The sequence below is a fragment of the Qipengyuania nanhaisediminis genome, assembly GCF_900115585.1.
Lineage (GTDB): Bacteria > Pseudomonadota > Alphaproteobacteria > Sphingomonadales > Sphingomonadaceae > Qipengyuania > Qipengyuania nanhaisediminis.
Map to the genome: position 1 here is coordinate 59,718 of NZ_FOWZ01000005.1, position 25,228 is coordinate 84,945.

23 protein-coding genes are annotated in these 25,228 nt (G+C 62.1%); 10 read left to right on the plus strand and 13 right to left on the minus strand.

The genetic code is table 11. From position 1 onward, the window contains the following. Positions 1-82: 82 nt before the first annotated feature. A complete protein-coding gene (locus BM173_RS13620) occupies positions 83-1,606 on the plus strand; it encodes a tetratricopeptide repeat protein (RefSeq protein ID WP_090483015.1) in 1,524 nt (507 codons plus the stop codon). A 68-nt stretch (positions 1,607-1,674) separates the two neighbouring features. On the opposite strand, the gene BM173_RS13625 is transcribed toward BM173_RS13620, so the two are convergent. The 6 genes from BM173_RS13625 to BM173_RS13650 all read right to left on the minus strand — a co-directional run bounded on the left by BM173_RS13625 (position 1,675) and on the right by BM173_RS13650 (position 6,862). After that, entirely contained in the window at positions 1,675-2,394 is a 720-nt protein-coding gene (locus BM173_RS13625; RefSeq protein ID WP_090483017.1) for a cistern family PEP-CTERM protein, read from the minus strand. 128 nt (positions 2,395-2,522) lie between these two features. Beyond that, positions 2,523-3,095, minus strand: coding sequence for an aminoacyl-tRNA hydrolase (gene pth / locus BM173_RS13630; RefSeq protein ID WP_090483019.1), 573 nt, complete (start codon positions 3,093-3,095; stop codon positions 2,523-2,525). Positions 3,096-3,140: 45 nt separating this feature from the next. Further along, a complete protein-coding gene (locus BM173_RS13635; RefSeq protein WP_090483021.1) occupies positions 3,141-4,136 on the minus strand; it encodes an SDR family oxidoreductase in 996 nt (331 codons plus the stop codon). Between the two features lie 114 nt (positions 4,137-4,250). Continuing rightward, positions 4,251-4,949 (minus strand): 50S ribosomal protein L25/general stress protein Ctc, encoded by a 699-nt coding sequence (locus tag BM173_RS13640; protein WP_090483023.1) that lies wholly within the window; start codon positions 4,947-4,949, stop codon positions 4,251-4,253. A 114-nt stretch (positions 4,950-5,063) separates the two neighbouring features. Beyond that, positions 5,064-5,945: a TraB/GumN family protein gene (locus tag BM173_RS13645; protein ID WP_090483024.1), complete on the minus strand. Its 882-nt coding sequence runs from the start codon at positions 5,943-5,945 to the stop codon at positions 5,064-5,066. Further along, positions 5,945-6,862, minus strand: coding sequence for a TraB/GumN family protein (locus BM173_RS13650; RefSeq protein ID WP_143089656.1), 918 nt, complete (start codon positions 6,860-6,862; stop codon positions 5,945-5,947). Before BM173_RS13650 ends, BM173_RS13645 begins: the two co-directional genes overlap by 1 nt. A gap of 209 nt (positions 6,863-7,071) precedes the next feature. On the opposite strand from BM173_RS13650, the gene BM173_RS13655 reads away from it, so the two are divergent. From BM173_RS13655 to ppdK, 3 genes are all read left to right on the plus strand, one after another. Further along, a complete protein-coding gene (locus BM173_RS13655) occupies positions 7,072-7,971 on the plus strand; it encodes a glycine--tRNA ligase subunit alpha (protein ID WP_090483026.1) in 900 nt (299 codons plus the stop codon). After that, entirely contained in the window at positions 7,968-10,178 is a 2,211-nt protein-coding gene (gene glyS, locus BM173_RS13660; RefSeq protein WP_090483027.1) for a glycine--tRNA ligase subunit beta, read from the plus strand. The genes BM173_RS13655 and glyS overlap by 4 nt, the downstream gene beginning before the upstream one ends. Positions 10,179-10,257: 79 nt before the next feature. Next, the gene (ppdK, locus tag BM173_RS13665) at positions 10,258-12,921 is read left to right on the plus strand and encodes a pyruvate, phosphate dikinase (protein ID WP_090483028.1); all 2,664 of its coding nucleotides are present in this window, start codon (positions 10,258-10,260) and stop codon (positions 12,919-12,921) included. Here ppdK and BM173_RS13670 read toward each other — a convergent pair. Then, on the minus strand, positions 12,918-13,676 hold the full coding sequence (locus BM173_RS13670) for a methyltransferase domain-containing protein (protein ID WP_090483029.1): 759 nt from the start codon (positions 13,674-13,676) through the stop codon (positions 12,918-12,920). The genes ppdK and BM173_RS13670 overlap by 4 nt on opposite strands. A 54-nt stretch (positions 13,677-13,730) precedes the next feature. Between BM173_RS13670 and BM173_RS13675 the strand changes: the two genes are divergently transcribed. The 4 genes from BM173_RS13675 (at position 13,731) to BM173_RS13690 (ending at position 17,589) form a co-directional block, all read left to right on the plus strand. Beyond that, complete coding sequence (locus BM173_RS13675) at positions 13,731-14,519, plus strand: ComF family protein (RefSeq protein WP_090483084.1); 789 nt, start codon at positions 13,731-13,733, stop codon at positions 14,517-14,519. A 345-nt stretch (positions 14,520-14,864) separates the two neighbouring features. Next, on the plus strand, positions 14,865-15,239 hold the full coding sequence (gene hisI, locus BM173_RS13680) for a phosphoribosyl-AMP cyclohydrolase (RefSeq protein ID WP_090483030.1): 375 nt from the start codon (positions 14,865-14,867) through the stop codon (positions 15,237-15,239). A 32-nt stretch (positions 15,240-15,271) separates the two neighbouring features. After that, positions 15,272-15,727, plus strand: a complete 456-nt coding sequence (locus BM173_RS13685) for a MerR family transcriptional regulator (protein ID WP_090483031.1) — start codon at positions 15,272-15,274, stop codon at positions 15,725-15,727. Positions 15,728-15,783: 56 nt separating this feature from the next. Continuing rightward, positions 15,784-17,589, plus strand: coding sequence for an acyl-CoA dehydrogenase C-terminal domain-containing protein (locus BM173_RS13690; RefSeq protein ID WP_090483032.1), 1,806 nt, complete (start codon positions 15,784-15,786; stop codon positions 17,587-17,589). Positions 17,590-17,652: 63 nt separating this feature from the next. Here BM173_RS13690 and BM173_RS13695 read toward each other — a convergent pair whose 3' ends face one another. The 5 genes from BM173_RS13695 to tyrS form a co-directional block, all read right to left on the minus strand. Beyond that, the gene (locus tag BM173_RS13695; RefSeq protein ID WP_224802261.1) at positions 17,653-18,108 is read right to left on the minus strand and encodes a PAS domain-containing protein; all 456 of its coding nucleotides are present in this window, start codon (positions 18,106-18,108) and stop codon (positions 17,653-17,655) included. A gap of 112 nt (positions 18,109-18,220) precedes the next feature. Continuing rightward, the gene (cysK, locus tag BM173_RS13700; protein WP_090483033.1) at positions 18,221-19,138 is read right to left on the minus strand and encodes a cysteine synthase A; all 918 of its coding nucleotides are present in this window, start codon (positions 19,136-19,138) and stop codon (positions 18,221-18,223) included. Then, on the minus strand, positions 19,135-20,361 hold the full coding sequence (locus BM173_RS13705) for an MFS transporter (protein WP_425438817.1): 1,227 nt from the start codon (positions 20,359-20,361) through the stop codon (positions 19,135-19,137). Before BM173_RS13705 ends, cysK begins: the two co-directional genes overlap by 4 nt. 158 nt (positions 20,362-20,519) lie before the next feature. Beyond that, the gene (locus BM173_RS13710) at positions 20,520-20,858 is read right to left on the minus strand and encodes a PilZ domain-containing protein (protein ID WP_090483034.1); all 339 of its coding nucleotides are present in this window, start codon (positions 20,856-20,858) and stop codon (positions 20,520-20,522) included. A gap of 95 nt (positions 20,859-20,953) precedes the next feature. After that, positions 20,954-22,183, minus strand: coding sequence for a tyrosine--tRNA ligase (tyrS, locus tag BM173_RS13715; RefSeq protein WP_090483035.1), 1,230 nt, complete (start codon positions 22,181-22,183; stop codon positions 20,954-20,956). 31 nt (positions 22,184-22,214) lie between these two features. On the opposite strand from tyrS, the gene BM173_RS13720 reads away from it, so the two are divergent. Then, entirely contained in the window at positions 22,215-22,757 is a 543-nt protein-coding gene (locus tag BM173_RS13720) for a DOMON-like domain-containing protein (RefSeq protein WP_090483036.1), read from the plus strand. Then, positions 22,754-23,956 (plus strand): exo-beta-N-acetylmuramidase NamZ family protein, encoded by a 1,203-nt coding sequence (locus tag BM173_RS13725; RefSeq protein WP_090483087.1) that lies wholly within the window; start codon positions 22,754-22,756, stop codon positions 23,954-23,956. Before BM173_RS13720 ends, BM173_RS13725 begins: the two co-directional genes overlap by 4 nt. 9 nt (positions 23,957-23,965) lie before the next feature. Here BM173_RS13725 and BM173_RS13730 read toward each other — a convergent pair whose 3' ends face one another. Then, positions 23,966-25,147: a vWA domain-containing protein gene (locus BM173_RS13730; protein WP_090483037.1), complete on the minus strand. Its 1,182-nt coding sequence runs from the start codon at positions 25,145-25,147 to the stop codon at positions 23,966-23,968. Positions 25,148-25,228: the final 81 nt, after the last annotated feature.

A 25,228-nucleotide genomic window follows, 5' to 3' on the forward strand; every position in this document is an offset into this window, starting at 1 on the left:
TGATATGCGGCTGCCCTTAGCCGTGAGGTCACTCGATTGCCAGCTTCACGATCGGTTTAACCTTGTTTGGTAAGCGCGAAGAATGACCACACCGAAGTCCGTACTGTCTCTTCTTGCCATTGCCGCCTCGCTGGCAGCCTGCTCGCCCGATCCGGAAAGCAGCTTTGCCCGCGGGCAGGAGGCCTTTGCCCAGCATGACTACCGCACAGCGCGTGTTGCGCTGATCGCCGGCTTGCGGGAACGCCCGGAGGATGGCGATATGCTCGCCATGCTGGCGCAGACCCAGATTGCCCTTGGTGATGGGGAGGGCGCTGTGGTCTCGCTGGATCGGCTGTCCGCGCTTGGGGATGATCGGCCGGAACACGCTATCCTGCGCGGCGAAGCGGAAATCCTGCGCGGTCGCTACGAAGAGGCCACGAACGCGGTCGAAGGACTCGATCTGGCGGGGGCAGACCGAATTAGGGCACTATCGCTGCTGGCCTCCGGAGAGATCGACGCCGCTGCCGAGGCATTCGCCACCGGTGAAAGCCGCAGTACGCCGGATGCGCGACTGCTTGCCTCCTACTCGCGATTCGAATTGGCACGCGGCGACAAGGAAAGGGCAGCCAACCTCGCCGCGCAGGCCTTGCGGGCTGACGATACATCGATCGATGCGTACCTGGCGAGCGCGCTTGTGTCGCGTTCCCGAAGCAAGCTGCCCGCAGCGCTGCGTTCGTATGAAAAGGCGCTCGGCCTGCACCCGGCAAACTTCGAGGCGCGGCTCGGCAAGGCACAGGTCCTTGTCGAGATGGAGGATTTCCAGTCTGCCAAGCCACTCGTCGGAGAATTGGCGAAAGAAGCCCCCGAAAACCGATCGATCGAATTGTTGCGCGCCAAGCTGGCCGCTCGTGAGGAGGATTGGGCCAAAGTGCGCGACATTCTGCAGCGGTACGAACCGGAAATGGATGAAAGCCCCGGGTTGAGACTGGCTTACGGTGAGGCGCAACTGGAGCTCGGATATCCGGTGCAGTCTCTCGCCTTGCTGCAGCCCATGCTCAATGCGAACCAGGCGCAGCGTGAACTACGGCTGCTGGTGGCGCGTGCGCACCTCGCATCCGGCAATGCGAGAGAGGCGCTCGATACGATCGAGCTGGTGGCCATCCGGCCCGATGCGCGCGCCGAGGAACTCACCCTCGCGTCGGAAGCGGCCAAGGCCCTCGGTAGTCCCAAGGCGGCCGAATATCGGACCCGCGCAGGAGAGATCACGCCTCAATGGGTCGGCGGTGAACTTGCAAAGGCAGACCAGGCCCTGCGCAACCGGCAGTGGGAAAGTGCGGAGGCGAGTTACGAAGCGATCCTCGATCGCGGGAGTGCGCGCAATGCCATGGTGCTGAACAACCTTGCCTATGCGAAGTCGCGACTGGGCAAGAAGGAGGAAGCGCTCAAACTGGCACTGGAAGCCGTCGAAGCTTCGCCAGAGAATGCGTCAATCCTCGATACGGCCGGAACCTTGCTGGTCGAAACAGGCTCGCGCGAGCGCGGGGTCTCGATGCTGGAGAAGGCCGCGGCGTTGGAACCAGACAACGCACGGATTGCAAGGCGGCTTGCGGCAGCGCGCAAACCCTGATCGGCACGCTTAAAAGCAAACGGCACACCAACCGGAGTTGGCGTGCCGCTTACCCTCAATGAACTGGTTTAGCTGTAAGTGACGCTCGCGAGCGCCGGCTTCACTTCGCGGCGGCGGCGCGTGCCTGCGAAAATCATCAGGGCAGCAAGGCCGAAGAGCAGCATCATGTTCGGTTCGGGCACTTCATTGCCAGAGCTGGTGCTGGTCGTGACCTGGCGGCCGCTGGCAGAAGTGATGTCGCCTGCGCCTGATACCGACTGATAGCGGACGAAGAAATCGTCGAGTGTGAGGCTGCTGAGCGCGCTGTCGAAGGAAAGTGCCAGCGTGCCGGTGCCGGTCTCGCCACCGAAGACGCCGCCCTTGTTACCTGCGCAAGCGCCGGTTTTTGCGGCCTGGAAGCAGACATCGACAGTGCCGATCTGGTTCGGATAATTGCTGTCGGTGTTGGTGAAGTTATAGGTGCCGGTGCTGGTCGCGCCGCTGATGTCCGGATCGGTGTTGAACGCGAAGCTGGAAACGCGGGCATCGACGCCGGAGCCGGTGTCGCTCGTATTGGTCATCGAATAGCCGAAATTGTAAACGTTTCCGACGATCGAAGTGAGCGTGAGGATCAGCTGCGAGCTCAGGCCGGGCACGGTGACATCACCGTTCACGAAACCGTCGAAATCGATAGAGAAGCTTTCGCCGACTTCGTTTGCGTCGAGCAGGATCGGCTCTGCCGCTGCGGGAGTCGAGGCGAGAAGGCCGAGACCTGCAACTGCCGAGAAAACAAGATTACGCGTATTCATCAAACCGTCCCCACCGAAAGGTAAACTCGCCTTTAGCCAAGTTCGCCCGCGCTGTCACTAAAATTGCATTTCGTGAAACGGTATAAAAACGCTGTTTCATTCGGAGACACGTTTCGTCCCGCAGACTGTCAGTCCGCCTGCTGACGAAGCGCGATTTCGCTCATGAATCGGGCGTCGTCGCCTTTCGCGAGCCAGTCTGCCTCGGCCGAAATAGCGCCCAGCATGTCGGTCAGGTCGTCCATTTCCGCTTTCGCATAATTGCCCAGCACGTGGCCGGTTACGCGGTCCTTGCTGCCGGGATGGCCGATGCCGATTCGCACTCTGCGGAAATCCGGACCGAGATGCTGGTTGATGGAGCGCAGGCCGTTGTGCCCGGCAAGACCGCCACCACGGCGGACCTTGATCTTGAACGGCGCGAGGTCGAGCTCGTCGTGGAAGACGGTCAGGTCTTCAACGCCAAGCTTGTAGAACCTCAGCGCCTCACCGACCGAGCGCCCGCTTTCGTTCATATAGGTCGCAGGTTTCAGCAGCAGGACCTTTTCGGTCCCGATGCGGCCTTCCTGCACCCAGCCGGAGAACTTCTTCTGCACCGGCCCGAAACCGTGCATTTCCGCGATCACATCGCACACCATGAACCCGATATTGTGCCGGTGAAGGGCGTATTTGGGTCCGGGATTTCCTAGGCCAGTCCAGATCTGCATGGGCGAGGGCCATAAAGCCTGCGCGCGTCAGGGCAAGTCGCAGCTTCAGTCGTGCACGGCCTTCACCAGCGGGCCGAGGAACGGCGAGCCGCCGAGCCAGTCGACCTGTGTCTTCGCGCTGACCTCGTTGATAGCGGTCTGCGGGATGCTTCCTCCGCTGACGGGCTGGCGGACGGGCCGTGTCCCCGGCGGCATCGCAAGGATTTTTGCCATCACGCGGGGAATGTCCATCGGATCGGCCGACCGGCCCGAACCGTCTTCCTCGCCCATCCGCGCAACGACCTGCGGATATCCATCCGTATGCCGCGCGTCCGCCCGGGCAGCGAGGTCGCCGGAATAGCGATTGCGATTGACCCAGACCTTCGTGGGATAGCCGCCCGGCTCAATCACGGTGACCTCGATATTGTGCGGCACCAGCTCGTAGGCGAGCTGTTCGCCCATCGCTTCGACGGCAAACTTCGTCGCCGAATAATGCCCGCCGAACGGGATGATAACCCGGCCAAGCTGGCTGGAGATGCTGAAGATATGGCCGCTCCTGCGAGACCGCATCCCGGGCAGGACCGCGCGGACCAGCCGGTGATAGCCGAAAACATTCGTATCGAAGGCGAGCTTCGTCGCTTCCATGTCCTGCACTTCGACCGGGCCGGTAATCCCGATGCCCGCATTGTTGACGAGCACATCCACGGGGCCGCCATTGATGCGCTCCGCTTCGGCGACCGCGGCAAGGACCATCGCATCATCGAGCACGTCGAGTTCGATGACATGGAGGTCGAGGCCCTTTTGCGAGGCGATCTGGCGCAATTCGTCGTCTTCGGTTCGCGGCAGGTTGCGCATGGTTGCGAAGACCTTCGCGCCGAGCTCTGCGAAATGGATGGCGCTGAGGCGGCCGAAGCCGCTCGAGCAGCCGGTTATGAGGATGGCTTGGCCGGACAGGTCGGGCGTCTCGCTCACGGTTTCACCCTGGGCGCGCGAGGCGGCAGCGGCGAGGGCGCCGGTGGCGGCGGCACCTGCGAGGAGAGTTCGGCGGTTGATCGATGGCATGGGCTTGGCTCCTTGTTCGCAAGCCAGCCTATCGCATCATCTGCATAAACGAAAACGCCGGACTTCGATGTGAAGTCCGGCGTTTCGATTTTTCCGGTTCGGAAGAAGAGGCGATTACTCGCTCTTGTCTTCCTGTTCCTCGGCAGCGTCGGCGTCCGGACCCTGCTCGGTAACGGCGGTTTCGCCAGCTTCCATGTCTTCGCCGGTCTGGTCTTCGTCTTCGCCTTCGGTTTCCGACTTCTTCAGAGCCGACGGAGCAACGAGGGTGGCGATGGTGAAGTCGCGGTCTGTGATCGCGCTTTCCGACCCTTCAGGCAGCGTGACTTCGCTGATGTGAATCGAATCGCCGACTTCCTTGCCGGTGACGTCGATTTCGATCTCGCTCGGGATCTTGTCGTTGTCGCAGACCAGTTCCAGCTCGTGACGGACGACGTTGAGAACGCCACCCTTCTTGAGGCCCGGCGATGCTTCTTCGTTGGCGAAGACGACGGGGACCGAAACCTCGATCTTGCCGCCCTTGGCAAGACGGAAGAAATCGACGTGCTCGGGGCGGTCGTTGACGGGGTGGAGCGACACGTCCTTGGGAAGGGTCTTGATCTTCTTGCCGCCGAGTTCGATTTCGACGATCGAGTTCATGAAGTGGCCGGTGTCGAGCTGCTTTACCAGCGCCTTGGCCTCAACGTGGATCAGTGTGGGTTCTTCCTTGCCGCCATAGATTACGGCGGGGACGCGGCCTTCACGACGCAGTGCACGGGAGGCTCCCTTGCCAGCCCGTTCGCGCGCCTCGGCCGGAAGTGTCAGAGCATCGCTCATGTCGCTTACCTTTCGAATGCATTTGAGTACTTCGGTCCGCCACGCCTCCAGGGATGACCATGACGCCGAAGGGCGCGCGTATAGCGGCATCGCGCGCAAAAGCAAGCGTGAAGCCTACTGGATGCGGCGTATTGTGAAGCCGCGCTGTTCGAGCAGAGACTGGACGCTGCCATCGCCCAGCAAATGACCTGCCCCCACCGCTATCAGCGGCCTGTCCGATGCACTGAGCAGGTTTTCGATTTGCGCCGCCCAGGCAGAGTTCCGGCGGACCAGCAGGGCCTCCTTGAGCTCCGGATCGGCCAATAGCCCCTGAAGCGTAGTACGCTCCAGCGCCGCGAGGTCGCCCCGGGACCAGATCGGCGCAAGATCGACGCGGTCGCCTGGTTCCTTTGCGACCTCTTCGATAATCGCCGCCAGGAGATCGCGTTGTTCTCGTTCGGGGAGCCGGTCGAATATCGAGAGCTGCAGCCTTGCACCTTCCAGCTCGACGATCTCGCGATTTGCGAATTCGGCCAGCAGGACCTTGTCCGCTCCGAATTCGCTCGAATGCGCGCGTCCGAATTCCGCCAGTGCAAGCGCGGCGCCCCATGTTTCCATCGCATCGAACGTACCGGATTCAATCTCCTGCTCACTCTCGATGGCGCGCAACCGGTCACGCGAGGGCGGGTCGAGGCGCGAATAGATCGGCGCGGAAGGCGGGGCGTCATAAGCGAGTGCGCGGAACAGTTCTTCCAGGCCACGGCGATCGTCGAGGCCCGATACTTCTACCACCAGCATATCAGCCGTTTCGACTACCTCTTCCAGCTCAGGCGATTGCCAATCCAGGTCGCGGGGCAGGGCGTGCACCGTACCGAAGAGCCAGCCTTCGGTACGGCCTTCGACCCCGGTGATTTCCCACAGGGCGGGAAAGCCACGGTTCTGGCCGTCCTCCTCCGCTTCGCCCCGGCACGACGCCAGCGCGATTGAGGCAAGCAGCAGCAGGACCCAGCGCGCCATCAGCGCAGTCGATTGACGGGAATGCCGCGCGTTTCGAGATAGGCCTGCACGCTCTTCTCGCCCGCAAGGTGTCCCGCGCCGACCGCCACGAAGACGGTGCCGGGCTGTTCCATCCGGTCATCGATCCACTCCGCCCAATTGGCGTTGCGATCGTATAGCAGCGCGCTTGCAAGCGCTTCATCGGCAAGGCCTGCATTCATGATCTCGGCGAGTTCGTCCACGTCGCCTTCCATCCACTGCGCAACCATCTCGTCCACCATTTCGATCATGGCGTTGGGATTGCGCGCAGAGGTCATCAGAAACTCGATCTGCGCATCCTGTGGGAGGTTGTCGAAAATGGCGATCTGGCCGGCAAGCGTCTCGAACGCCTCGCGCTTTCGATCCGTCCCGGCATTGGTGTCGATGATCTTCTCGACGCCGCTTTCCGGATCATATCCCTGCTTCAGCAAGGGCAGCACGGCCATGGTCATCCCGGCGAACCAGGGTTCGAAGCGGTCGAAGGCGCCGGGAGGCATGCCAAGGGTTCCGAGTGCGTTTTCGTAGGCCGTGCGGTCTTCCTCGTTCAGCAGGTCACGCAAGGACTGGTCGGCCGGAAGCATGGCGTTCCTGGCAATCGCCATCTGGCTGGCAGGGTCGTTCATTTCCTCCGGCAGGATTTCCATGACGACCGTGTCCGAAGCGGTAAGCGCGTTCGAAATCTCTTCATCGTACCATTCCACACCTTCGGGCAAGGCGTGCACGGTGCCGAACAGGTAGATCGTCGTATCGGCATCCGACACGCTCCAGATAGCCGGGCCTTGTGAAGTTTCCTCCACCGGCGCGGCCGCCGTGTCGACCGGCGCGCTGTAGGCGCAGGCCGAGAAGCTAAGGAGGCCAAGTACCGAGGCCGCAGTGGTGAATGTCTTGCGAAGTGTCATTTCGGTTTCGTCCAATTCTATTCGGGCAAATACTCAATCGCTCCGGCGGATCTGCCAGACCACGCATAGGGCAATCCTGACAAGCGGAAAAACGTCTCTTGGGGTCTAGCTGAGACACGAGGCCCGCTTAACGGCCCGCCTTTTGCAGCACCTGAACGCGTTGCATTGCGGCATTGACCGCATTTCGCCCTTGCGCCATTGCGCCGCGCATGGACCGCAATCCCCAAAAATCCTTCCAGGATATGATCCTTGCGCTGCACGATTTCTGGAGCGCGCATGGCTGCCTGATTCTCCAGCCCTATGACATGCGCATGGGCGCGGGGACCTTCCACACTGCCACTACGCTTCGTGCGCTCGGGCCCGAGCCGTGGAATGCGGCTTTCGTGCAGCCTTGCCGCCGTCCGACAGATGGCCGTTATGGCGAGAACCCGAACCGGCTGCAGCACTATTACCAGTACCAGGTAATCCTGAAGCCGAGCCCGCCGGATATCCAGGACCTTTACCTCGAAAGCCTTCGCGTGATCGGGATCGATCCGCTCAAGCACGATATCCGCTTCGTAGAAGACGACTGGGAAAGCCCGACGCTGGGCGCATGGGGCCTTGGCTGGGAAGTCTGGTGCGACGGGATGGAAGTCACCCAGTTCACCTATTTCCAGCAGATGGGCGGCTTCGACTGCAAGCCGGTCGCGGGCGAGCTGACCTACGGGCTCGAACGCCTGGCCATGTACATCCAGGGCGTCGACAACGTCTACGATCTCGACTTCAACGGGCAGGGCGTCACCTATGGCGATGTCTTCCTCGAGAACGAAAAGCAGATGTCGAAGTGGAACTTCGAGGTCGCCGAGACCGACGCGCTGTTCGACCTGTTCAACAAGGCAGAGGCCGAGTGCAAGAATGCGCTCAGCGCCAATGTCCCCATCGCCGCTTACGAGCAGGCGGTGGAAGCCAGCCACATCTTCAACCTGCTGCAGGCGCGCGGCGTGATCAGCGTGCAGGAACGCGCCAGCTATATGGGCCGCGTCCGCGACCTCGCGCGCGGCAGCTGTGAAGCGCATATGGAAAAGGAAGCGCCCGTGTGGGCCGAGAAATATCCGGAGTGGTCGAAATGAGCGACTTCCTCCTCGAATTGCGCAGCGAAGAAATCCCTGCCCGTATGCAGGCGGGTGCGCGCGCCGAACTCGAAAAGCTGTTCCGCCGCGAAATGGATGCCGCCGGTGTCGAAACCGGCGAAATCACCGTCTGGTCGACCCCGCGGCGCCTCGCGCTGATTGCGCGCGGACTTCCCGAGGCGACCGAGGCGGTTAGCGAGGAGCTGAAAGGGCCGCCGGTCGGAGCGCCCGACCAGGCGCTTGACGGTTTCTGCCGCAAGGCGGGCGTCGAGAAGGGCGATCTCGAAACGCGCGACGTGAAGGGCAGGGCGACCTATTTCGCGGTCAAGAATATCCCCGGACGTGCGACCAAGGACCTGCTGGCCGAGGCGATCCCTGCGATCATCCGCGATTTCAGCTGGCCCAAGTCGATGCGCTGGGGCGCTGCCTCGATCAGCACCGAGAGCCTTCGCTGGGTGCGCCCGCTGTCGGGCATTGTCGCGCTGCTGGGCGACGATGTGGTCGAATGCGAGGTGCATGGCGTCACCTCCGGGTCGGTCACGCTGGGCCACCGCTTCCACCATTCGGGCGACATCACTATTGGCAATTCCGACGACTATGCGATGAAGCTGCGCGCCGGCCATGTCATCGTAGACCACGAGGAACGGCAGGACCTGATCCGTTCGGGCGCGGCCAAGGTCGCCTCCGAAGCCGGTCTCAAGCTGGTCGAGGACGAGGGGCTGGTGATCGAGAACGCAGGGCTGACCGAATGGCCCGTCCCGCTGCTCGGCCGGTTCGAGGAAGACTTCCTCGAAGTCCCGCCCGAGACGATCCAGCTCACCGCGCGCGTGAACCAGAAGTATTTCGTCTGCGAAGATGAGGCTGGCGAACTCGCCAATGCCTTCATCTGTACCGCCAATATCGAGGCGGAAGACGGCGGCGCGCGCTTGGTCGACGGCAACCGCAAGGTCCTCGCCGCCCGCCTTTCCGACGCGCGCTTCTTCTGGGATGTCGACCGCAAGAAGACGCTCGCCGAACACGCCAAGGGTCTGGAGCGGATCACCTTCCACGAAAAGCTGGGCACTGTCGCCGACAAGGTCGAGCGCGTGGCAAAGTTGGCGCGCTGGCTGGTCGAGGAAGGCGTGGTCAAGGGCACCGATCCGGATATGGCCGAACAGGCCGCACGCCTCGCCAAGGCCGATCTCGTCACCGAAATGGTCGGTGAGTTCCCCGAATTGCAGGGATTGATGGGCGGCTACTATGCCCGTGCCGAGGGACTGCCCGATGCAGTCGCCGACGCGATCCGCGACCACTACAAGCCGGTCGGGCAGGGCGACGAGGTGCCGACTGCTCCGGTCACGGTGGCGGTGAGCTTGGCGGACAAGCTTGATACGCTGACTGGCTTTTTTCGCATGGGAGAGAAGCCTACCGGGTCAAAGGATCCATTCGCGCTACGGCGCGCGGCCATAGCTGTCCTGGCGCTCACGCAGCAAAATTCGTTACGCCTTTCGGTGGTTCGGCCATTTGAAGTCGTGAGAGAGACGCTGCATGCGCAACTTCCTGGTGCGCACCTTACTGCGAACAGGGATTTTGGCGGGGCGCAGGTAGATTATCGTGCTCTCGAGCTTCTTGATTTTCTAGCCGACCGCCTCAAGGTCCAGCAGCGTGAGGCGGGCGTCCGCCACGATCTCATCGACGCAGTCTTCGCGCTTGGGGGCGAGGACGATCTCGTCCGCCTGCTCGCCCGGGTGAAAGCGCTCCAGTCCTTCATGGACACAGAAGACGGCGCCAACCTGCTCGCAGGCTACAAGCGCGCCGCCAACATCCTCAAGAAGGAAGACTGGCACGGTGCCGAGGGCGAGATCGCGCGCACCGGCGAGGAAGACCCGCTGGCGCTGGTCGATGATCCCGACATGAAGGCGGTGATCGATGCCAAGATGAACGAGCGCCATGCCAAGGAGCTTTCCTACACACCCGAACCGGCCGAAAAGGCGCTGATGGATGCCCTGGCGACTTCGGAACCGGCGGCTTCGCAAGCCATTGAGGCGGAAGACTTCTCCGGCGCGATGGCGGCTCTTGCCTCCCTGCGCGCACCCATCGACCGTTTCTTCGATGAAGTGACGGTAAATGCGGATGAAGAAAACAAGCGGGCACATCGCCTGGACCTGCTTGCAGCCTTCCGTGCTGCAGTGCACAAAGTCGCCGACTTCTCTCGTATCGAGGGCTAATCCCCTCGATACGAGTGTCACCTTCGGCAAAAAATACAGGTGACACACTGTCGCCTTTGTAAACTTTGAGGGAAATTACGTGACGGATACAGTCTTCATCTTCGGCGGCGATGCTCCGCATACGAATGCCCGGCAGAAGGACAAGACAGTCACCGGAGGCAAGGGCGCGAACCTTGCCGAAATGGCCAGTATCGGCCTGCCGGTCCCTCCCGGTTTCACCATCGCGACCGAGGAATGCCTCAAGTATCTTGCCGAAGGGGGCGAATTCGCACCCGAATTGCGCAAGGCGATCGAAGACGCGCTGACGCATATCGAACGCACGGTCGGCAAGGGCTTCGGCGATGCAACGGACCCGCTGCTCGTCTCGGTCCGCTCTGGCGCGGCGATCTCCATGCCCGGCATGATGGACACCGTCCTCAACCTCGGCCTCAACGACGAGACGGTGGAAGGCCTTGCGAAGACGTCGGGCGATGAGCGCTTCGCCTGGGACAGCTACCGCCGCTTCATCCAGATGTATTCCGATGTGGTGCTCGGCCTCGATCACGGCCTGTTCGAAGAAGCGCTGGAGATCACCAAGGAAGACAACGGCTTCTACGCCGACACGGAAATGTCGGCCGAGGACTGGAAGGTGCTGGTTGCCGAATACAAGCGCATCGTCGCGGAAGAGCACGATGCGCCGTTCCCGCAGGACCCGACCGAGCAGCTCTGGGGCGCCATCCGCGCCGTGTTCGACAGCTGGGACAGCGAACGCGCCAAGGTCTACCGCCGCCTCAACGACATCCCGCACGACATGGGCACTGCCGTCAACGTGCAGGCCATGGTGTTCGGCAACATGGGCGATACCAGCGCCACGGGCGTCGCCTTCACCCGCGATCCTTCGACCGGCGAGAAGGCCTATTACGGCGAATGGCTGGTCAATGCGCAGGGCGAGGACGTGGTCGCCGGTATCCGCACGCCGCAATACCTGACCAAGGCGGCGCGCGAAGCGGCAGGGGCGAAACCGCTGAGCATGGAAGAGGCGATGCCGGAGGCCTATGCCGAATTGGCGCGCCTGTTCGACCTGCTGGAACGGCATTACACCGACATGCAGGACATCGAATTTACGGTGCAGCAGGGCAAGCTGTGGCTGCTGCAGACCCGCAATGGCAAACGCACGGCCAAGGCTGCATTGAAGCTGGCGGTGGACATGGTCGGCGAAGGCCTGATCGACGAGAAGACCGCGATCCTGCGGGTCGATCCTATGGCCTTGGACCAACTGCTTCACCCGACGCTCGACCCCGAGGCGCCGCGCGATGTGCTGACCACCGGCCTGCCTGCTTCACCGGGTGCGGCAAGCGGCAAGATCGTACTCGATGCCGATACCGCGGAACTGTGGGCCAATCGCGGCGAGAAGGTCATTCTCGTTCGCGTCGAAACCAGCCCGGAAGACATTCACGGAATGCACGCGGCGACGGGCATCCTGACTGCGCGCGGCGGTATGACGAGCCATGCGGCAGTCGTCGCGCGCGGCATGGGCCGTCCGTGCGTGTCCGGCGCCTCGCAGGTGGCCATTGCGCGGGAAGGGCGCACGCTCACCATCGGCAATCGCGAGCTGAAGGAAGGCGATACGATCACGATCGACGGCGCCAACGGCCAGGTCATGGACGGCGAAGTCGCGACGATCGAGCCCGAGCTTGCCGGTGACTTCGGCACGCTGATGGAGTGGGCCGACAAGCACCGCCGGATGCGCGTTCGCACCAATGCGGAGACGGAAACCGAATGCCGCATGGCGCGCCAGTTCGGCGCGGAAGGCATCGGCCTGTGCCGGACCGAGCACATGTTCTTCGATGCGGACCGCATCAGCCTGGTCCGCCAGATGATCCTGGCCGAAAACGAGGCCGGACGCCGCGCGGCGCTGGACCAGCTCCTGCCCGAACAGCGCAGCGATTTCGTCAAGATCTTCGAGGTCATGGCGGGGCTTCCCTGCACGATCCGCCTGCTCGACCCGCCGCTGCATGAATTCCTGCCGCACGGCGATGCGGAGTTCGAGGAATTGTCCAAGGCGACCGGCTTCAGCGTCGACAAGCTGCGCCGCCGCGCAGGCGAATTGCACGAATTCAACCCGATGCTGGGCCACCGCGGCTGCCGTCTCGGGATCACCTATCCCGAAATTTACGAGATGCAGGCGCGCGCCATTTTCGAGGCCGCGTGCGAAGTCGCCAAGGCTAGCGGCGAAGCTCCCGTGCCGGAAATCATGATCCCGCTGGTGGCCACCCGCCGCGAGCTGGAACTGCTCAAGGACGTGGTCGACAAGGCGGCCAAGTCGGTGTTCGAAACCTCCGGCTGCACGGTCGATTACCTCGTCGGGACAATGATCGAACTGCCGCGTGCGGCGCTGATGGCGGGCGAAATCGCGGAAGTGGGCGAGTTCTTCAGCTTCGGCACGAACGACCTCACCCAGACGACGCTCGGCGTGAGCCGCGACGATGCGGGCCGCTTCCTCACGACCTACGTCGACAAGGGCATTTTCGCGCGCGATCCGTTCGTCAGCCTCGATGTCGATGGAGTGGGCCAGTTGGTGGAACTGGCGGCAGAGCGGGGCAGGGCGACGCGCGGCGATATCAAGCTGGGCATCTGCGGCGAACACGGCGGCGATCCGGCCAGCATCGCGTTCTGCGAGGCTACCGGTCTGGATTACGTCAGCGCCTCGCCTTACCGCGTGCCGATCGCAAGGCTGGCGGCAGCGCAGGCGAACCTGCGCTAGTCTTTCCAGCCGGTTAGGGTCAGAATCTCGAAGGTTTCGATGACCCGGCCCTGATCGTTCGCACCGGCAAGGAACGCCTCTCGCGCTCTTTCGAGCGCTGCCTTGCCGAGCGGCGGGGGCGCCGAAGCAAGGCTCGATCCAAGGCCTTGGTCGCGAAGGTCCTGCACCAGGCGATCGAGCGAGGAGAAAGCCACCTCCACGCTCCGGCTGTCGACCACTTGGCGGCGAAACAGGGCTCTTTGCATGAGCCCCGATGCTGAAGCGTTGTCGACCAGCGGATGCATCCGTGCCGAGGGGCGATCCGGTTCGGCGGCGATCATGGCGCGGCGCAGGTTCGCCAGGCTCCCCGCGCCAATCATGCTGGCGAGCAGGATGCCGTCCTCGGCGAGCGCGGCGCGCAGGTGGAGCAAGGCGCCCGGCAGGTCGTTCACCCGGCCGAGCGAGGCGAGGCTGACAATCAGGTCGAACTGGCCGCTGGGCAAGGGCGCCTCTTCGTCGAGACTGCGCACATCTGTTTCTTCGACCGCCGCGCCGTTGCCCCTCAGCGAAAGGGCCAGCGTCCCGGTCCAGTCCCCGATGACCAGCACGCGCTTCGGCGCGAGGCGCATGAATTCGAGGCGCTCCAGCACGTCCTCGACCATGTCGTCCATAACGTAGCGCGCCGCATCGCGCTGAGACTGGCGTACCAGAAGGCGGCGCAGGCCGGCGATACGGCGTTGGCGCGAGAAAATGCGGGGGGGCGACCGTGTTTCCATGCTGGGCGCACTGCCGCTCTTGCCAGCGCGATGCAAGCGCGGCACGACAACGGCATGGGGAGATTAGCCATAATCGGGAAGCATCTGCGCGACGGCGCGGCACCGGTTGTCGATCTCGTCTATCCCCCGCGCTGCCCTGATTGCGGCGATGCGATCGGCGAGCATGGTGGACTGTGCCAGGAATGCTGGAGCGGGCTGGCCATACCGGGCGATCCGAGTTGCAGCCTGTGCCAGCGGCCATTCGGCGAAGGTGCGAGCGAGCAGGAGCGGATATGCGCACCATGCCTTGGCAAGAAGCCTATCCACGACGGTATCGCTGCCGGAACGCTGTACACAGACGTATCGCGAAAGCTCGTCCTCGGCTTCAAGCACGGTCGCAAGATCGGCCTCGCGCCTTTGCTGGCGCGGCTAATGGCGGCACGTGTCCCGCCGGGGTCGGAAGGACGGCTGATCGTCCCTGTTCCCCTGCATCGCTGGCGCCTGTGGACACGCGGCTTCAACCAGGCGGCATTGCTCGGGCGGGAATTGGAACGGGCAGGGCGCGGCACGCTGATGGTCGATGCGCTGGAGCGCACAAGGGCGACCCCAAGCCTGGGAGGAATGGGGGCTAAAGCTCGTGCGAAGGTTCTCGGCGGTGCGATAAAGGTTCGCGCGACCATGGTGGCTCAGCTCGAAGGTCGAGACATTCTCCTGGTCGACGATGTGCTGACCAGCGGCGCGACAAGCGAGGCCTGCGTCCGCGCCTTAAAGCGAGCCGGTGCGAAGTCGGTCGTGATCTGCTGTTTCTCGCGGGTCCTCGACGAGGCACTTGCGAGCGCCAAGCAACAGAAGCTTTCCCAATAAACGAAACGCCCGGGACCTTTCGGTCCCGGGCGCCACGTGACGAAATACACCGGACCCGTCTTGCGACAAGATGCAAACCCCCCAGTATGCATCGGGTCCTATCCCTCATCGTTACCGGGTGCGCCGCATTAGTACCCCCATGCGGCAGCGGACCCGGGACCTCCTGAACCTGAGCTATCTCGCGATACCCGTGATCCGGTTGGCAGACCTCACATTGCCTGCGAGAAGGAACATCACCCAAACCCGGCCTTCGTTGAATAGGCATTCGCGATTTGGGTCGATTTTGAAACACCCTTGTGGTTATCGTGCAACAAGCTGTCGTATTTTTACAAAACGGACCATTCCATGAGCATCTCCAAGACCGAACGTGAGCAGGGCAAGGTCTTTGCACCCAAGTTCGATGCCAACGGATTACTCACCGCAGTCATCGTGAACGCTGCGAATCGCGAGGTGTTGATGGTCGCATTCATGGACGCAGAAGCGCTGGACAAGACGCTCGAGACCGGGCTCGCGCACTTTCATTCCCGGTCTCGCGGCAAGCTTTGGCTGAAAGGCGAGACGTCGGGCAATGTCCTGCGGGTCGAAGAGATCTTGGTGGACTGTGACCAGGATGCTCTGGTCATCGCCTGCAGTCCGGCGGGACCGACCTGTCACACAGGCGCGACACGCTGTTTCTATCGCAAGCTCGAAGACGGCGTTCTCCAACCCGTCAACACTTGACGCTTACGTAAACGTTGCGTTAGAAGAGGGGCATGTCTCAGCCTCTCAGAAACCCTTCCGCGACCGAAGATTCCGATCGCCGTCATGCTGGCGCCCATCTTGAGCGTCCGGACAAGCTCGAGCGTGAGCAATATTCGATTTCCGATCTCACCAGCGAGTTCGAATGCACGGCCAGGGCGCTCCGGTTTTACGAGGACGAGGGGCTGATCGCTCCCTCGCGTGTCGGGCTGACCCGCATATATTCGAAGCGTGATCGCGCGCGCCTGGCGTGGATCATGCGCGCCAAAAACGTGGGCTTCTCGCTCACGGAAATCCGCGAGATGATCGATCTCTACGACCTCGACGACGGTCGTGCCGAACAGCGGCGTGTCACTCTCGAAAAGTGCCGCCGCCACGTCGCCAAGCTGAAAGCGCAGCGCGCGGACATCGACAGTTCGATCAAGGAACTGACCGAGTTTATCAGCTTGGTAGAAGACCAGCTCGACTAATTTCCCTCCCCGGCGAGACCTCGCCAAAAGCATAAAATTCTCTCCAAGGACCAACCATGCCAATCTATACCGCACCTACCCGTGACACCCGCTTCGTGGTCAACGAGCTGCTGGAGCTCGGAAGCTACGGAAACCTGCCCGGTTTCGAAATGGTCAGCGAAGACGTGACCGAAGCGGTCATCAACGAAGGCGGAAAGTTCTGCGCCGAGGTGCTGGCTCCGCTGAACCGGGTCGGCGACGAGCACGGCTGCGTGCGCAACGAAGACGGGTCGGTCACCACGCCTCCGGGCTTCAAGGAAGCATTCGACCAGTTCCGCGAGGCAGGCTGGGGCACGATCGCCGCACCGGAAGAATTCGGCGGGCAGGGTATGCCGCACGTACTCGGCTTCGTGATGGAAGAATACATTGCCAGCGCCAACCAGGCATTCGGCATGTATCCGGGCCTGACCAATGGCGCGATTTCGGCGCTGATCGCCAAGGGTTCGCAGGAGCAGAAGGAGAAGTATCTCCCGAAGATGATCTCCAACGAATGGACCGGCACCATGAACCTGACCGAGCCGCATTGCGGAACGGATCTGGGCATGATCCGCACCAAGGCCGTGCCGAACGGTGACGGTTCCTATGCGATCACCGGCACGAAGATTTTCATCTCCGCCGGCGAACACGACATGGCGGACAACATTATCCACCTCGTGCTGGCAAAGACGCCGGGCGCACCGGATTCGACCAAGGGCATTTCGCTTTTCGTCGTTCCCAAGTTCATCGTGAACGATGACGGCACTCCGGGCGAGCGCAATGGCGTCTCCTGTGGTTCCATCGAGGAGAAAATGGGCATCCATGGCAACTCGACCTGCGTTCTCAATTACGACGGCGCTACGGGCTGGATGGTCGGCGAAGAGAACAAGGGCCTCGCCGCCATGTTCATCATGATGAACGCAGCGCGCCTCGGCGTCGGCATCCAGGGCCTGAGCCAGGCGGAAGCGGCTTACCAGAACGCGGTCGCCTATGCGCTCGATCGCCGCCAGGGCCGCGCGCTCAGCGGACCGGCAGAGCCCGAAGCGCAGGCCGATCCGATCTTCGTTCACCCCGACGTTCGCCGCATGCTGATGGACGCAAAGGCCTTCACCGAAGGCATGCGTGCCCTGTGCCTGTGGGGCGCACTCCTGGTGGACCTCACGCACAAGGCACAGACCGAAGAAGAGCGCGAGCAGGCCGACCTGCTCATCGGGCTGATGACCCCGGTCATCAAGGGCTATGGCACCGACAAGGGCTATGAAGTCGCCACCAACATGCAGCAGGTCTTCGGCGGCCACGGCTACATCGAGGAATGGGGCATGAGCCAGTTCGTTCGCGATGCGCGTATCGCGCAGATCTACGAAGGCACGAATGGTGTTCAGGCGATGGACCTTTGCGGACGCAAGCTTGCCCAGAAGGGCGGCGCGGCCGTGCAGGCATTCTTCAAGGTCGTCGGCGAGGAAATCGCTGCGGCGAAGGAAGTCGAAGCGACCAAGGACATGGCAGAGCAGCTAGAAAAGGCGCTCGGCCAGCAGCAGGCTGCCACGATGTGGTTCATGAACAATGCGATGCAGAACCCCAATCACCTGGGTGCAGGCGCGCATCACTATATGCACATCATGGGCATCGTGACGCTGGGTCTGATGTGGCTCAAGATGGCCAAGATCGCAGCTGCCAAGGTCGACAGCGCAGGCGACGACAAGGCGTTCTACGAACAGAAGCTTGCTACCGCCCGCTACTACATGGACCGCTATCTTCCCGATGCCGGTGCCCTGCGCCGCAAGCTTGAAGCGGGTGCAGACAGCATGATGGCTCTGGGCGAAGAGGCTTTCCAGACCGCAGCCTGATCGGGCACGCCAATACACTCTGGGAGGGGCGGCCATCGAGCCGCCCCTTTTCGTTTGCGGCCTCTATGCAGCCAGTTGCGCTATTCCGGTGATATCCCGGGATGTGCACAGGACTGCCACTACGGGTCCTGCAGGCGCGACGAGAGGCTTGAGATGAACGCTCCACCGGCGCGGTGTCCCTGCCGCCGTGGGGCAGTCGGCGGTGAAATGGCGTTCATGGCCGGAGACAGCTCGATTGAAGCTTTCGCGCACCAGGTCGCGGTGTTCCTGAGGCCACAAGGACCACCATGGCTGGCCTTTGACCTCTCCGAAGTCGGAGATTTCCATCGCCCTCAACCCGCCGCAATTCATGTAGTCCAGCTCGCCCTGCAGGGTGAGCAGCTTGATGCAATCCTCGCTCTGTTCGAGCAGGGCCAGGGCGAGATTACCGCCGGTAAGCCCGGCGGCACACGCCATGCGCATGGCTTCGACTTCCGGTGAAAGAAGCGGTTCTGCCGATATGTTCGTTTCCTGTAGCACTCGTTTTTTCCCGTCATTGATCGTGGCTCAATGCGGGCAAGTGTCCGTCCTCCTGCGAAAAATTGTCTGGACCGTGCCCTAGGCAAAAACCCCTAGGGCACAGTCCAAGTGCCTATTCCGGCAGGAAGTCGGGCACCGAGAGATACCGTTCGCCGGTATCGTAGTTGAACCCCATGATCCGCGCACCGCTGTCCAGCTCGGGCAGCTTCTTGGCGATTGCGGCCAGCGTTGCGCCGCTGGAGATACCGACGAGGATGCCTTCCGTGGTCGCGCATTTGCGTGCCCATTCCTTGGCATCTTCTGGATCGACCTGGATCGCGCCGTCGATAGCCTGCGTGTGGAGGTTCTCCGGCACGAAGCCTGCGCCGATCCCCTGGATCGGGTGCGGGCCCGGCTGTCCGCCGCTAATTACCGGCGATGCCGCAGGCTCGACCGCGAATGCTTTCATCGCGGGCCATTTTTCCTTCAGCACCTCGGCACAGCCGGTCAGGTGGCCGCCGGTCCCGACGCCGGTAATCATCACGTCGATCGGTTCGTCGGCGAAGTCGGCGAGGATTTCCTGCGCGGTCGTGCGCTTGTGCACTTCGTAATTCGACGGGTTGTCGAACTGGCTCGGCATCCATGCGCCTTCGGTCTGTTCGACTAGCTCATGCGCGCGGGCGATGGCGCCCTTCATGCCGCCTTCCTTGGGCGTAAGATCGAATTTCGCGCCATAGGCGAGCATCAAACGACGCCGCTCGATGCTCATGCTTTCGGGCATGACCAGGACCAGCGTGTATCCTTTGACCGCTGCCGCCATGGCAAGTCCGATGCCGGTGTTGCCACTGGTCGGCTCGATGATCGTGCCGCCAGGCTTGAGCTTTCCGGCCTTCTCCGCGTCTTCGACCATGGCGAGGCCAATGCGGTCCTTGATCGAACCGCCGGGATTGGTGCGCTCGCTCTTCACCCAGACTTCGTGGTCGGGAAACAGGCGGGCGAGGCGGATATGCGGAGTTCCACCGATGGTTTCGAGGACGGACTGGGCTTTCATTGGGTCTGCTCCTGCAGCTTTTTATCGGGTGTCTCTTGGTTCAATTCATCAGGCGGGTCGAAGGTCCGCGTCGTGCGCAGGACCGGGAAGATTTTCGACCACAGGGCAACCGTCAGGATAGCGCCTCCACCGCCCCCGACAACCGCCGCGACCGGACCGACGGCATAGGCGAGGCTGCCGGAGAAAAAATCGCCGAATTCGTTGGATGCGCTGATCGTCAGCAGGCTCACTGACGATACGCGGCCGCGCTTGTCGTCGGGCGTGTGCAACTGGATCAGCGACTGGCGGATGTAGACGCTGAACATGTCCGCCGCCCCGACGATAAATAGCATGGCAAGGCTGAGCGGCATGGAGGTGGAGAGGCCGAAAACGATGGTCGCGGCGCCAAATATCGCGACAGCCCAAAGCATCTTCGGCCCGACATTGTTCTTGAGTGGGCGGAAGGAAAACCACAGAGCGGTGATTGCCGCGCCGACGGCAGGCGCCATGGCTAGTTGGGCGAGGCCAGTCTCCCCGACCTCCAGTATGTCGCGGGCGTAGACGGGGAACAGCGCAGTCGCGCCCGCAAGGAAGACCGCGAAAAGGTCGAGGGTGATAGCGCCGAGCACCATCTTGTTGCGAACGACATAGCGCAGGCCTTCCACCATGGAGTGGATCGGGCGCTGGTTCACGGCGCGCGGTGGCTGGGGCACTTTGCCGATCATGGACAGCGCGGTGATCGACACCAGGAATAGCCCGCCCGCCACGGCATAGGGCAGGAAGGGCTGGACGGCGTAGAAGTAACCTCCGACTGCCGGCCCCACGATCATGCCGACCTGCCAGGATATGCTCGACAGGGCGATCGCATTGGGCAGGATGGCCTTGGGCACGAGATTGGGCGCAAGGGCCGACAGGGCCGGCCCAGCAAATGCGCGGGCAATGCCGAGCAGGACGGCGACGCCGAAGATCCAGGCCAGCGATAGCGTTCCGCTCCACGTCAGCCACGCGAGCAGAGAAGCGCAAACCAGCTGGAGAAGTACCGTCAACCTGCCGAGATTGCGGCGATCGAAATGATCCGCAGCCCAGCCCGAAAAAGGCGTCAGCAGGAACAGCGGGACAAATTGCAGCAGGCCGATAAGCGCCAGCTGGCCCGATGCCTCGGCAACACCGTTCCCGCCGTCGCGCGCGATGTTATAGGTCTGCCACCCGATGATCAGCATCATCGCGTATTGCGCCAGTGTCATCGACAGGCGCGAAATCCAGTAATAGCGGAAGTTCGCGATCCGCAACGGGGACCGGTCGGGGGAGGGTGTTTCTTCCAGCGTCACCCCAGACGCATGACAGGCGCCCCTTCGCTTGTGAAGAGACGCCTGCTTGCGCGTTTAAAAATGATTGTTGCGGCTCAGCGCAGTTTGCGCAGGCGCGGGTTCGGTTGGACCGTGTCGATCAGCGACAGGAAGTCGTCCACGCGGATGATACGCTCGAACTGGAAACCGGCGCGATTGTCGCGGCACCAGATGCAATAGGCTTCGATACGGCCGATGACCGGAAGGCGTACCACGACGCGATCTCCGCGCGATACGTCTTCGGCGTCGTCAATCATGAAGCCATTGGCCGAGATATTGGCGATATGCATGCGCATGTCGCCCTTGCCGTGGTGTTCGGCAATGACCGGGTGGTCGACCGGGTGACGCGCCATGCGGCGCTGGTCGGTGACGCTGAGTTGTGCTCCGGCACTCATGCGATACGATCCCTTGTTGAATTAAGCTGGCGATAAAGATGGACCGGAAAGGCAAATATCCGGTTAACCGCTGCTCTTATTCAATTCGGGAGGCTTCAGCGCCGCAGGATTGCGTGCTTTTTCTTGCCCAGCGACAGCTTCGATTCCGCTCCTTCGGCGACCTCGACAAGGAATCCGGGATCGCTGACTGTCTCTCCGTCGATCTTCACCGCGCCTTCTGCCAGCTTGCGTTTCGCTTCGCCGTTGGATGCGGTGAACCCCAGAGCGGTGAGGGCCGCGCCGATGCGCATGCCCTCCGCGCCAACTTCAAGAGTCGGCAGGTCGGCACCGGCACCACCGCCGGCAAACGTTTCCGCAGCAGTCTTCTCGGCAAGCTTGGCTGCTTCTTCGCCGCGCACCAGCCTGGTAACCTCGTTGGCGAGGACCGTTTTTGCGTGGTTGATTTCGGCGCCTTCAAGCTGTTCGAGACGCGCAATCTCGTCGAGCGACAAGTCCGTGAACAGGCGCAGGAAACGGCCGACGTCGCGGTCGTCCGCATTGCGCCAATATTGCCAGAAGTCGTAATTCGGCAGCTGCTCCTCGTTGAGCCAGATCGCACCCGAAGCGGTCTTGCCCATCTTCGCGCCGTCGGCGGTGGTCAGCAGCGGTGTCGTTAGCCCGAAGAGGTCGGTGCCGTCCATACGGCGGGCGAGTTCCATGCCGTTGACGATGTTACCCCACTGGTCGCTGCCGCCCATCTGGAGGCGGCAATCGTACCGCTGTGCCAGCTCGCGGTAATCGTAGGCCTGCAGGATCATGTAGTTGAATTCCAGGAAGGTCAGCGGCTGTTCCCGGTCGAGGCGCAGCTTCACCGAATCGAAAGTCAGCATCCGGTTGATGGTGAAGTGCGGACCGACGTCGCGCAGCAACTCGATATAGCCGAGCTGGCTGAGCCATTCGTCATTGTTCACCATCACTGCATCGGTCGGACCATCGCCAAAGGTCAGCAGGCGTTCGAAGACCTTGCGGATGCCCGCGATGTTCGCATCGATATCCGCATCGGTCAGCATCTTGCGGCTTTCGTCCTTGCCGGACGGATCGCCAACCTTGGTGGTGCCGCCGCCCATGACCACGATGGGCTTGTGGCCCGATTGCTGGAGGCGGCGCAGCATCATGATCTGAACAAGGCTGCCGACATGCAGGCTTGGCGCGGTAGCATCGAAGCCGATATAGCCCGGCACGACGCCCTTGGTCGCGAGGCTGTCCAGCCCCTCGGCATCGGTGACCTGGTGGATATAGCCGCGCTCTTCGAGCACGCGCAGGAGATCGGATTGATAGCTACTCATGACACGTCGCCGCTAGCAGGAAGATGCTCGCATGCAAACGCATGAACTGATTGCGCATCCAGCATTTCCACCTTTGGCGGTGTCTTCGGTTGACGCGCGGGTCCTCCAGCGCGATTCGCAGTGGCTGCGGGTGAGGTGGCGGATCGAAAATACCGGTCGACTTGTCCTGCCACCATTCGTCGGACGCAAGCGCCGCGACGAACTCTGGAAAACGACCTGTTTCGAGATTTTCCTGAAAGAACCCGGTACGCAGTCTTACACCGAATGGAACCTGTCACCCTCGGAAGGGTGGAACGCCTACGATTTCGAGGATTATCGCGATGGCATTAGGGAGAGGCATGTGCCTCGTGCGCCCGACTGCACCATGCGGCCTGGAAAGGCCTTCGCCGTGTTCGATGCCGCGATCCCGGCTAATGTGATTTCCGAGGGTGCGCAGGAGATGGGGATCACTTGTGTTCTGGAAGAAGAGGGCGGCGTCAAAAGCTTCTGGGCGATGAAACATGCGAAAGATCAGCCGGATTTCCATGATCCGGCTTGCTTCGCGGCAAGGCTTGCGGCACCCAGCGCGCCATGAAATTCGGCATCGATCGTCTCCTTACGGAGTCCGACCTTCGCGCCCAGCTCGACGGCAAGCGCGTTTCTCTCGTGGCGCATCCTGCCTCGGTCACTGCGCAGCTCGAGCATTCGCTCGATGCGCTGATCGCCAAAGGGGTCAATGTCACCTCTGCCTTCGGGCCTCAGCATGGTCTGAAGGGCGACAAGCAGGACAATATGGTCGAAACCGCGGACGAGACCGATCCGCGTCACGGCATCCCGATCTTCAGCCTTTACGGCGAAGTGCGCCGCCCGACCGGCCAGATGATGAGCACGGCGGATGTGTTCCTGTTCGACCTGCAGGATCTTGGTTGCCGCATCTACACCTTCGTGACGACGCTGCTCTACCTGCTGGAAGAGGCTGCCAAGGCCGGCAAGGAAGTCTGGGTCCTCGATCGTCCGAACCCTGCGGGCGGTCCCGTCGAAGGAACATTGCTGGTTCCGGGGCAGGAGAGTTTCGTCGGTGCGGCCCCGATGCCGATGCGGCACGGCCTCACGATGGGTGAAATGGGGCGCTGGTTCGTCGATCACTTCAAGCTCGACGTCGAATATCGCGTCATCGAAATGGAAGGGTGGAAGCCGGGCAGGGGGCCTGGCTTCGGTTGGCCGGAAGACCGGATCTGGATCAATCCCAGTCCGAATGCAGCCAATGTGAACATGGCTCGCGCCTATGCGGGCACAGTCATGCTCGAAGGGACTACCTTGAGCGAGGGCAGGGGCACGACCCGCCCGCTCGAGGTGTTGTTCGGGGCACCCGATGTAGACGCCGCCGCGGTGCTATCGACCATGCAGGAAATGGCGCCGAGCTGGCTGAGGGGCTGCCACCTGCGCGAATGCTGGTTCGAGCCAACCTTTCACAAGCACGCAGGTTCGCTTTGTAACGCGCTGATGATTCACGCAGAAGGCCCGTTTTACGACCACCATGAGTTCAAGCCCTGGCGATTGCAGGCGCTGGCTTTCAAAGCCATCCGCAACCTCTATCCGGACTACGAATTGTGGCGTGATTTCCCGTATGAATACGAGTTCGACAGATTGGCGATCGACGTGATCAACGGCGGTCCGTCGCTGCGCGAGTGGGTCGACGACAGTGAGGCCGAGCCGGGCGATCTCGATGCTTTGGCAGACGCCGACGAGGCAGCGTGGCGCGAAACCATCGCGCCGCACCTCATCTACAGTTAGGTTCGTCGATTACCCCTGCTTGCGGCTCAACTCGCGCATGGCATCGTCCAGCCCGTCGAGGGTGAGGGGATACATGCGGTCGTTGACCAGCTGCTTCATGATCTTCGTCGACTGCGAATAGCCCCACTGCTTTTCGGGCACGGGATTGAGCCAGACGGTCGCCGGATAGGTGTTCACCACGCGCTGCATCCACGTGGCACCTGCTTCCTCGTTCATATGCTCTACGCTGCCGCCCGGATGGGTGATTTCGTAGGGGCTCATCGCCGCATCGCCCACGAAGACGATCTTGTAATCGTGCCCGTATTTGTGGAGCACGTCCCAGGTTTTGGTGCGCTCCTGCCAGCGGCGGCGATTGTCCTTCCAGACGCCTTCGTAAAGGCAGTTGTGGAAGTAGAAGAATTCCAAATTTTTGAACTCACTCGTCGCGGCGCTGAACAGTTCCTCCGTCACCTTGATGAACGGGTCCATCGATCCGCCCACGTCCAGGAACAGCAGCAGTTTGACCGCATTGTGCCGCTCCGGACGCATCCGGATGTCCAGCCAGCCCTGCTTTGCCGTGCCGTCGATGGTCGCGTCGAGATCCAGCTCGTCGGCCGCGCCCTCCCGCGCAAAGCGGCGCAAGCGGCGCAGGGCCATCTTGATGTTGCGCGTGCCCAGTTCCTTGGTGTTGTCGAGGTTCTTGAACTCGCGCTTGTCCCAGACCTTGATCGCGCGCTTGTGCTTGCTTTCGCCCCCGATGCGCACGCCTTCCGGGTTGTAACCCGAGTTCCCGAAAGGCGAAGTGCCGCCGGTGCCGATCCACTTGTTGCCGCCCTGATGGCGCTTTTCCTGCTCTTCGAGGCGCTTCTTCAGCGTCTCCATGATCTCGTCCCAGTCACCCAGAGACTTGATCTTCTCCATCTCTTCTTCGGACAGGAATTTCTCGGCCACCGCTTTCAGCCAGTCTTCCGGGACATCGACCGGGTTCTGGCCGTAGTCGGTAAGGATACCCTTGAAGACCTTGGCGAAGACCTGGTCGAAGCGGTCGATCAGGCCTTCGTCTTTCACGAAGGTCGCGCGGCTCAGGTAGTAGAACGCCTCGGGCGACTGCTCGATGACGTCCTTGTCCAGCGCCTCCAGCAGGGTGAGGTGTTCCTTGAAGCTCGCGGGAATGCCCGCAGCGCGAAGCTCGTCGACGAAATTGAAGAACATGGGAATGTCCTACCCATCCTGCCGCGCCGCGCAAACGGGAAAGTGGGGTTTTGCCTTAACCCGCTGATAACCACTTCCGTT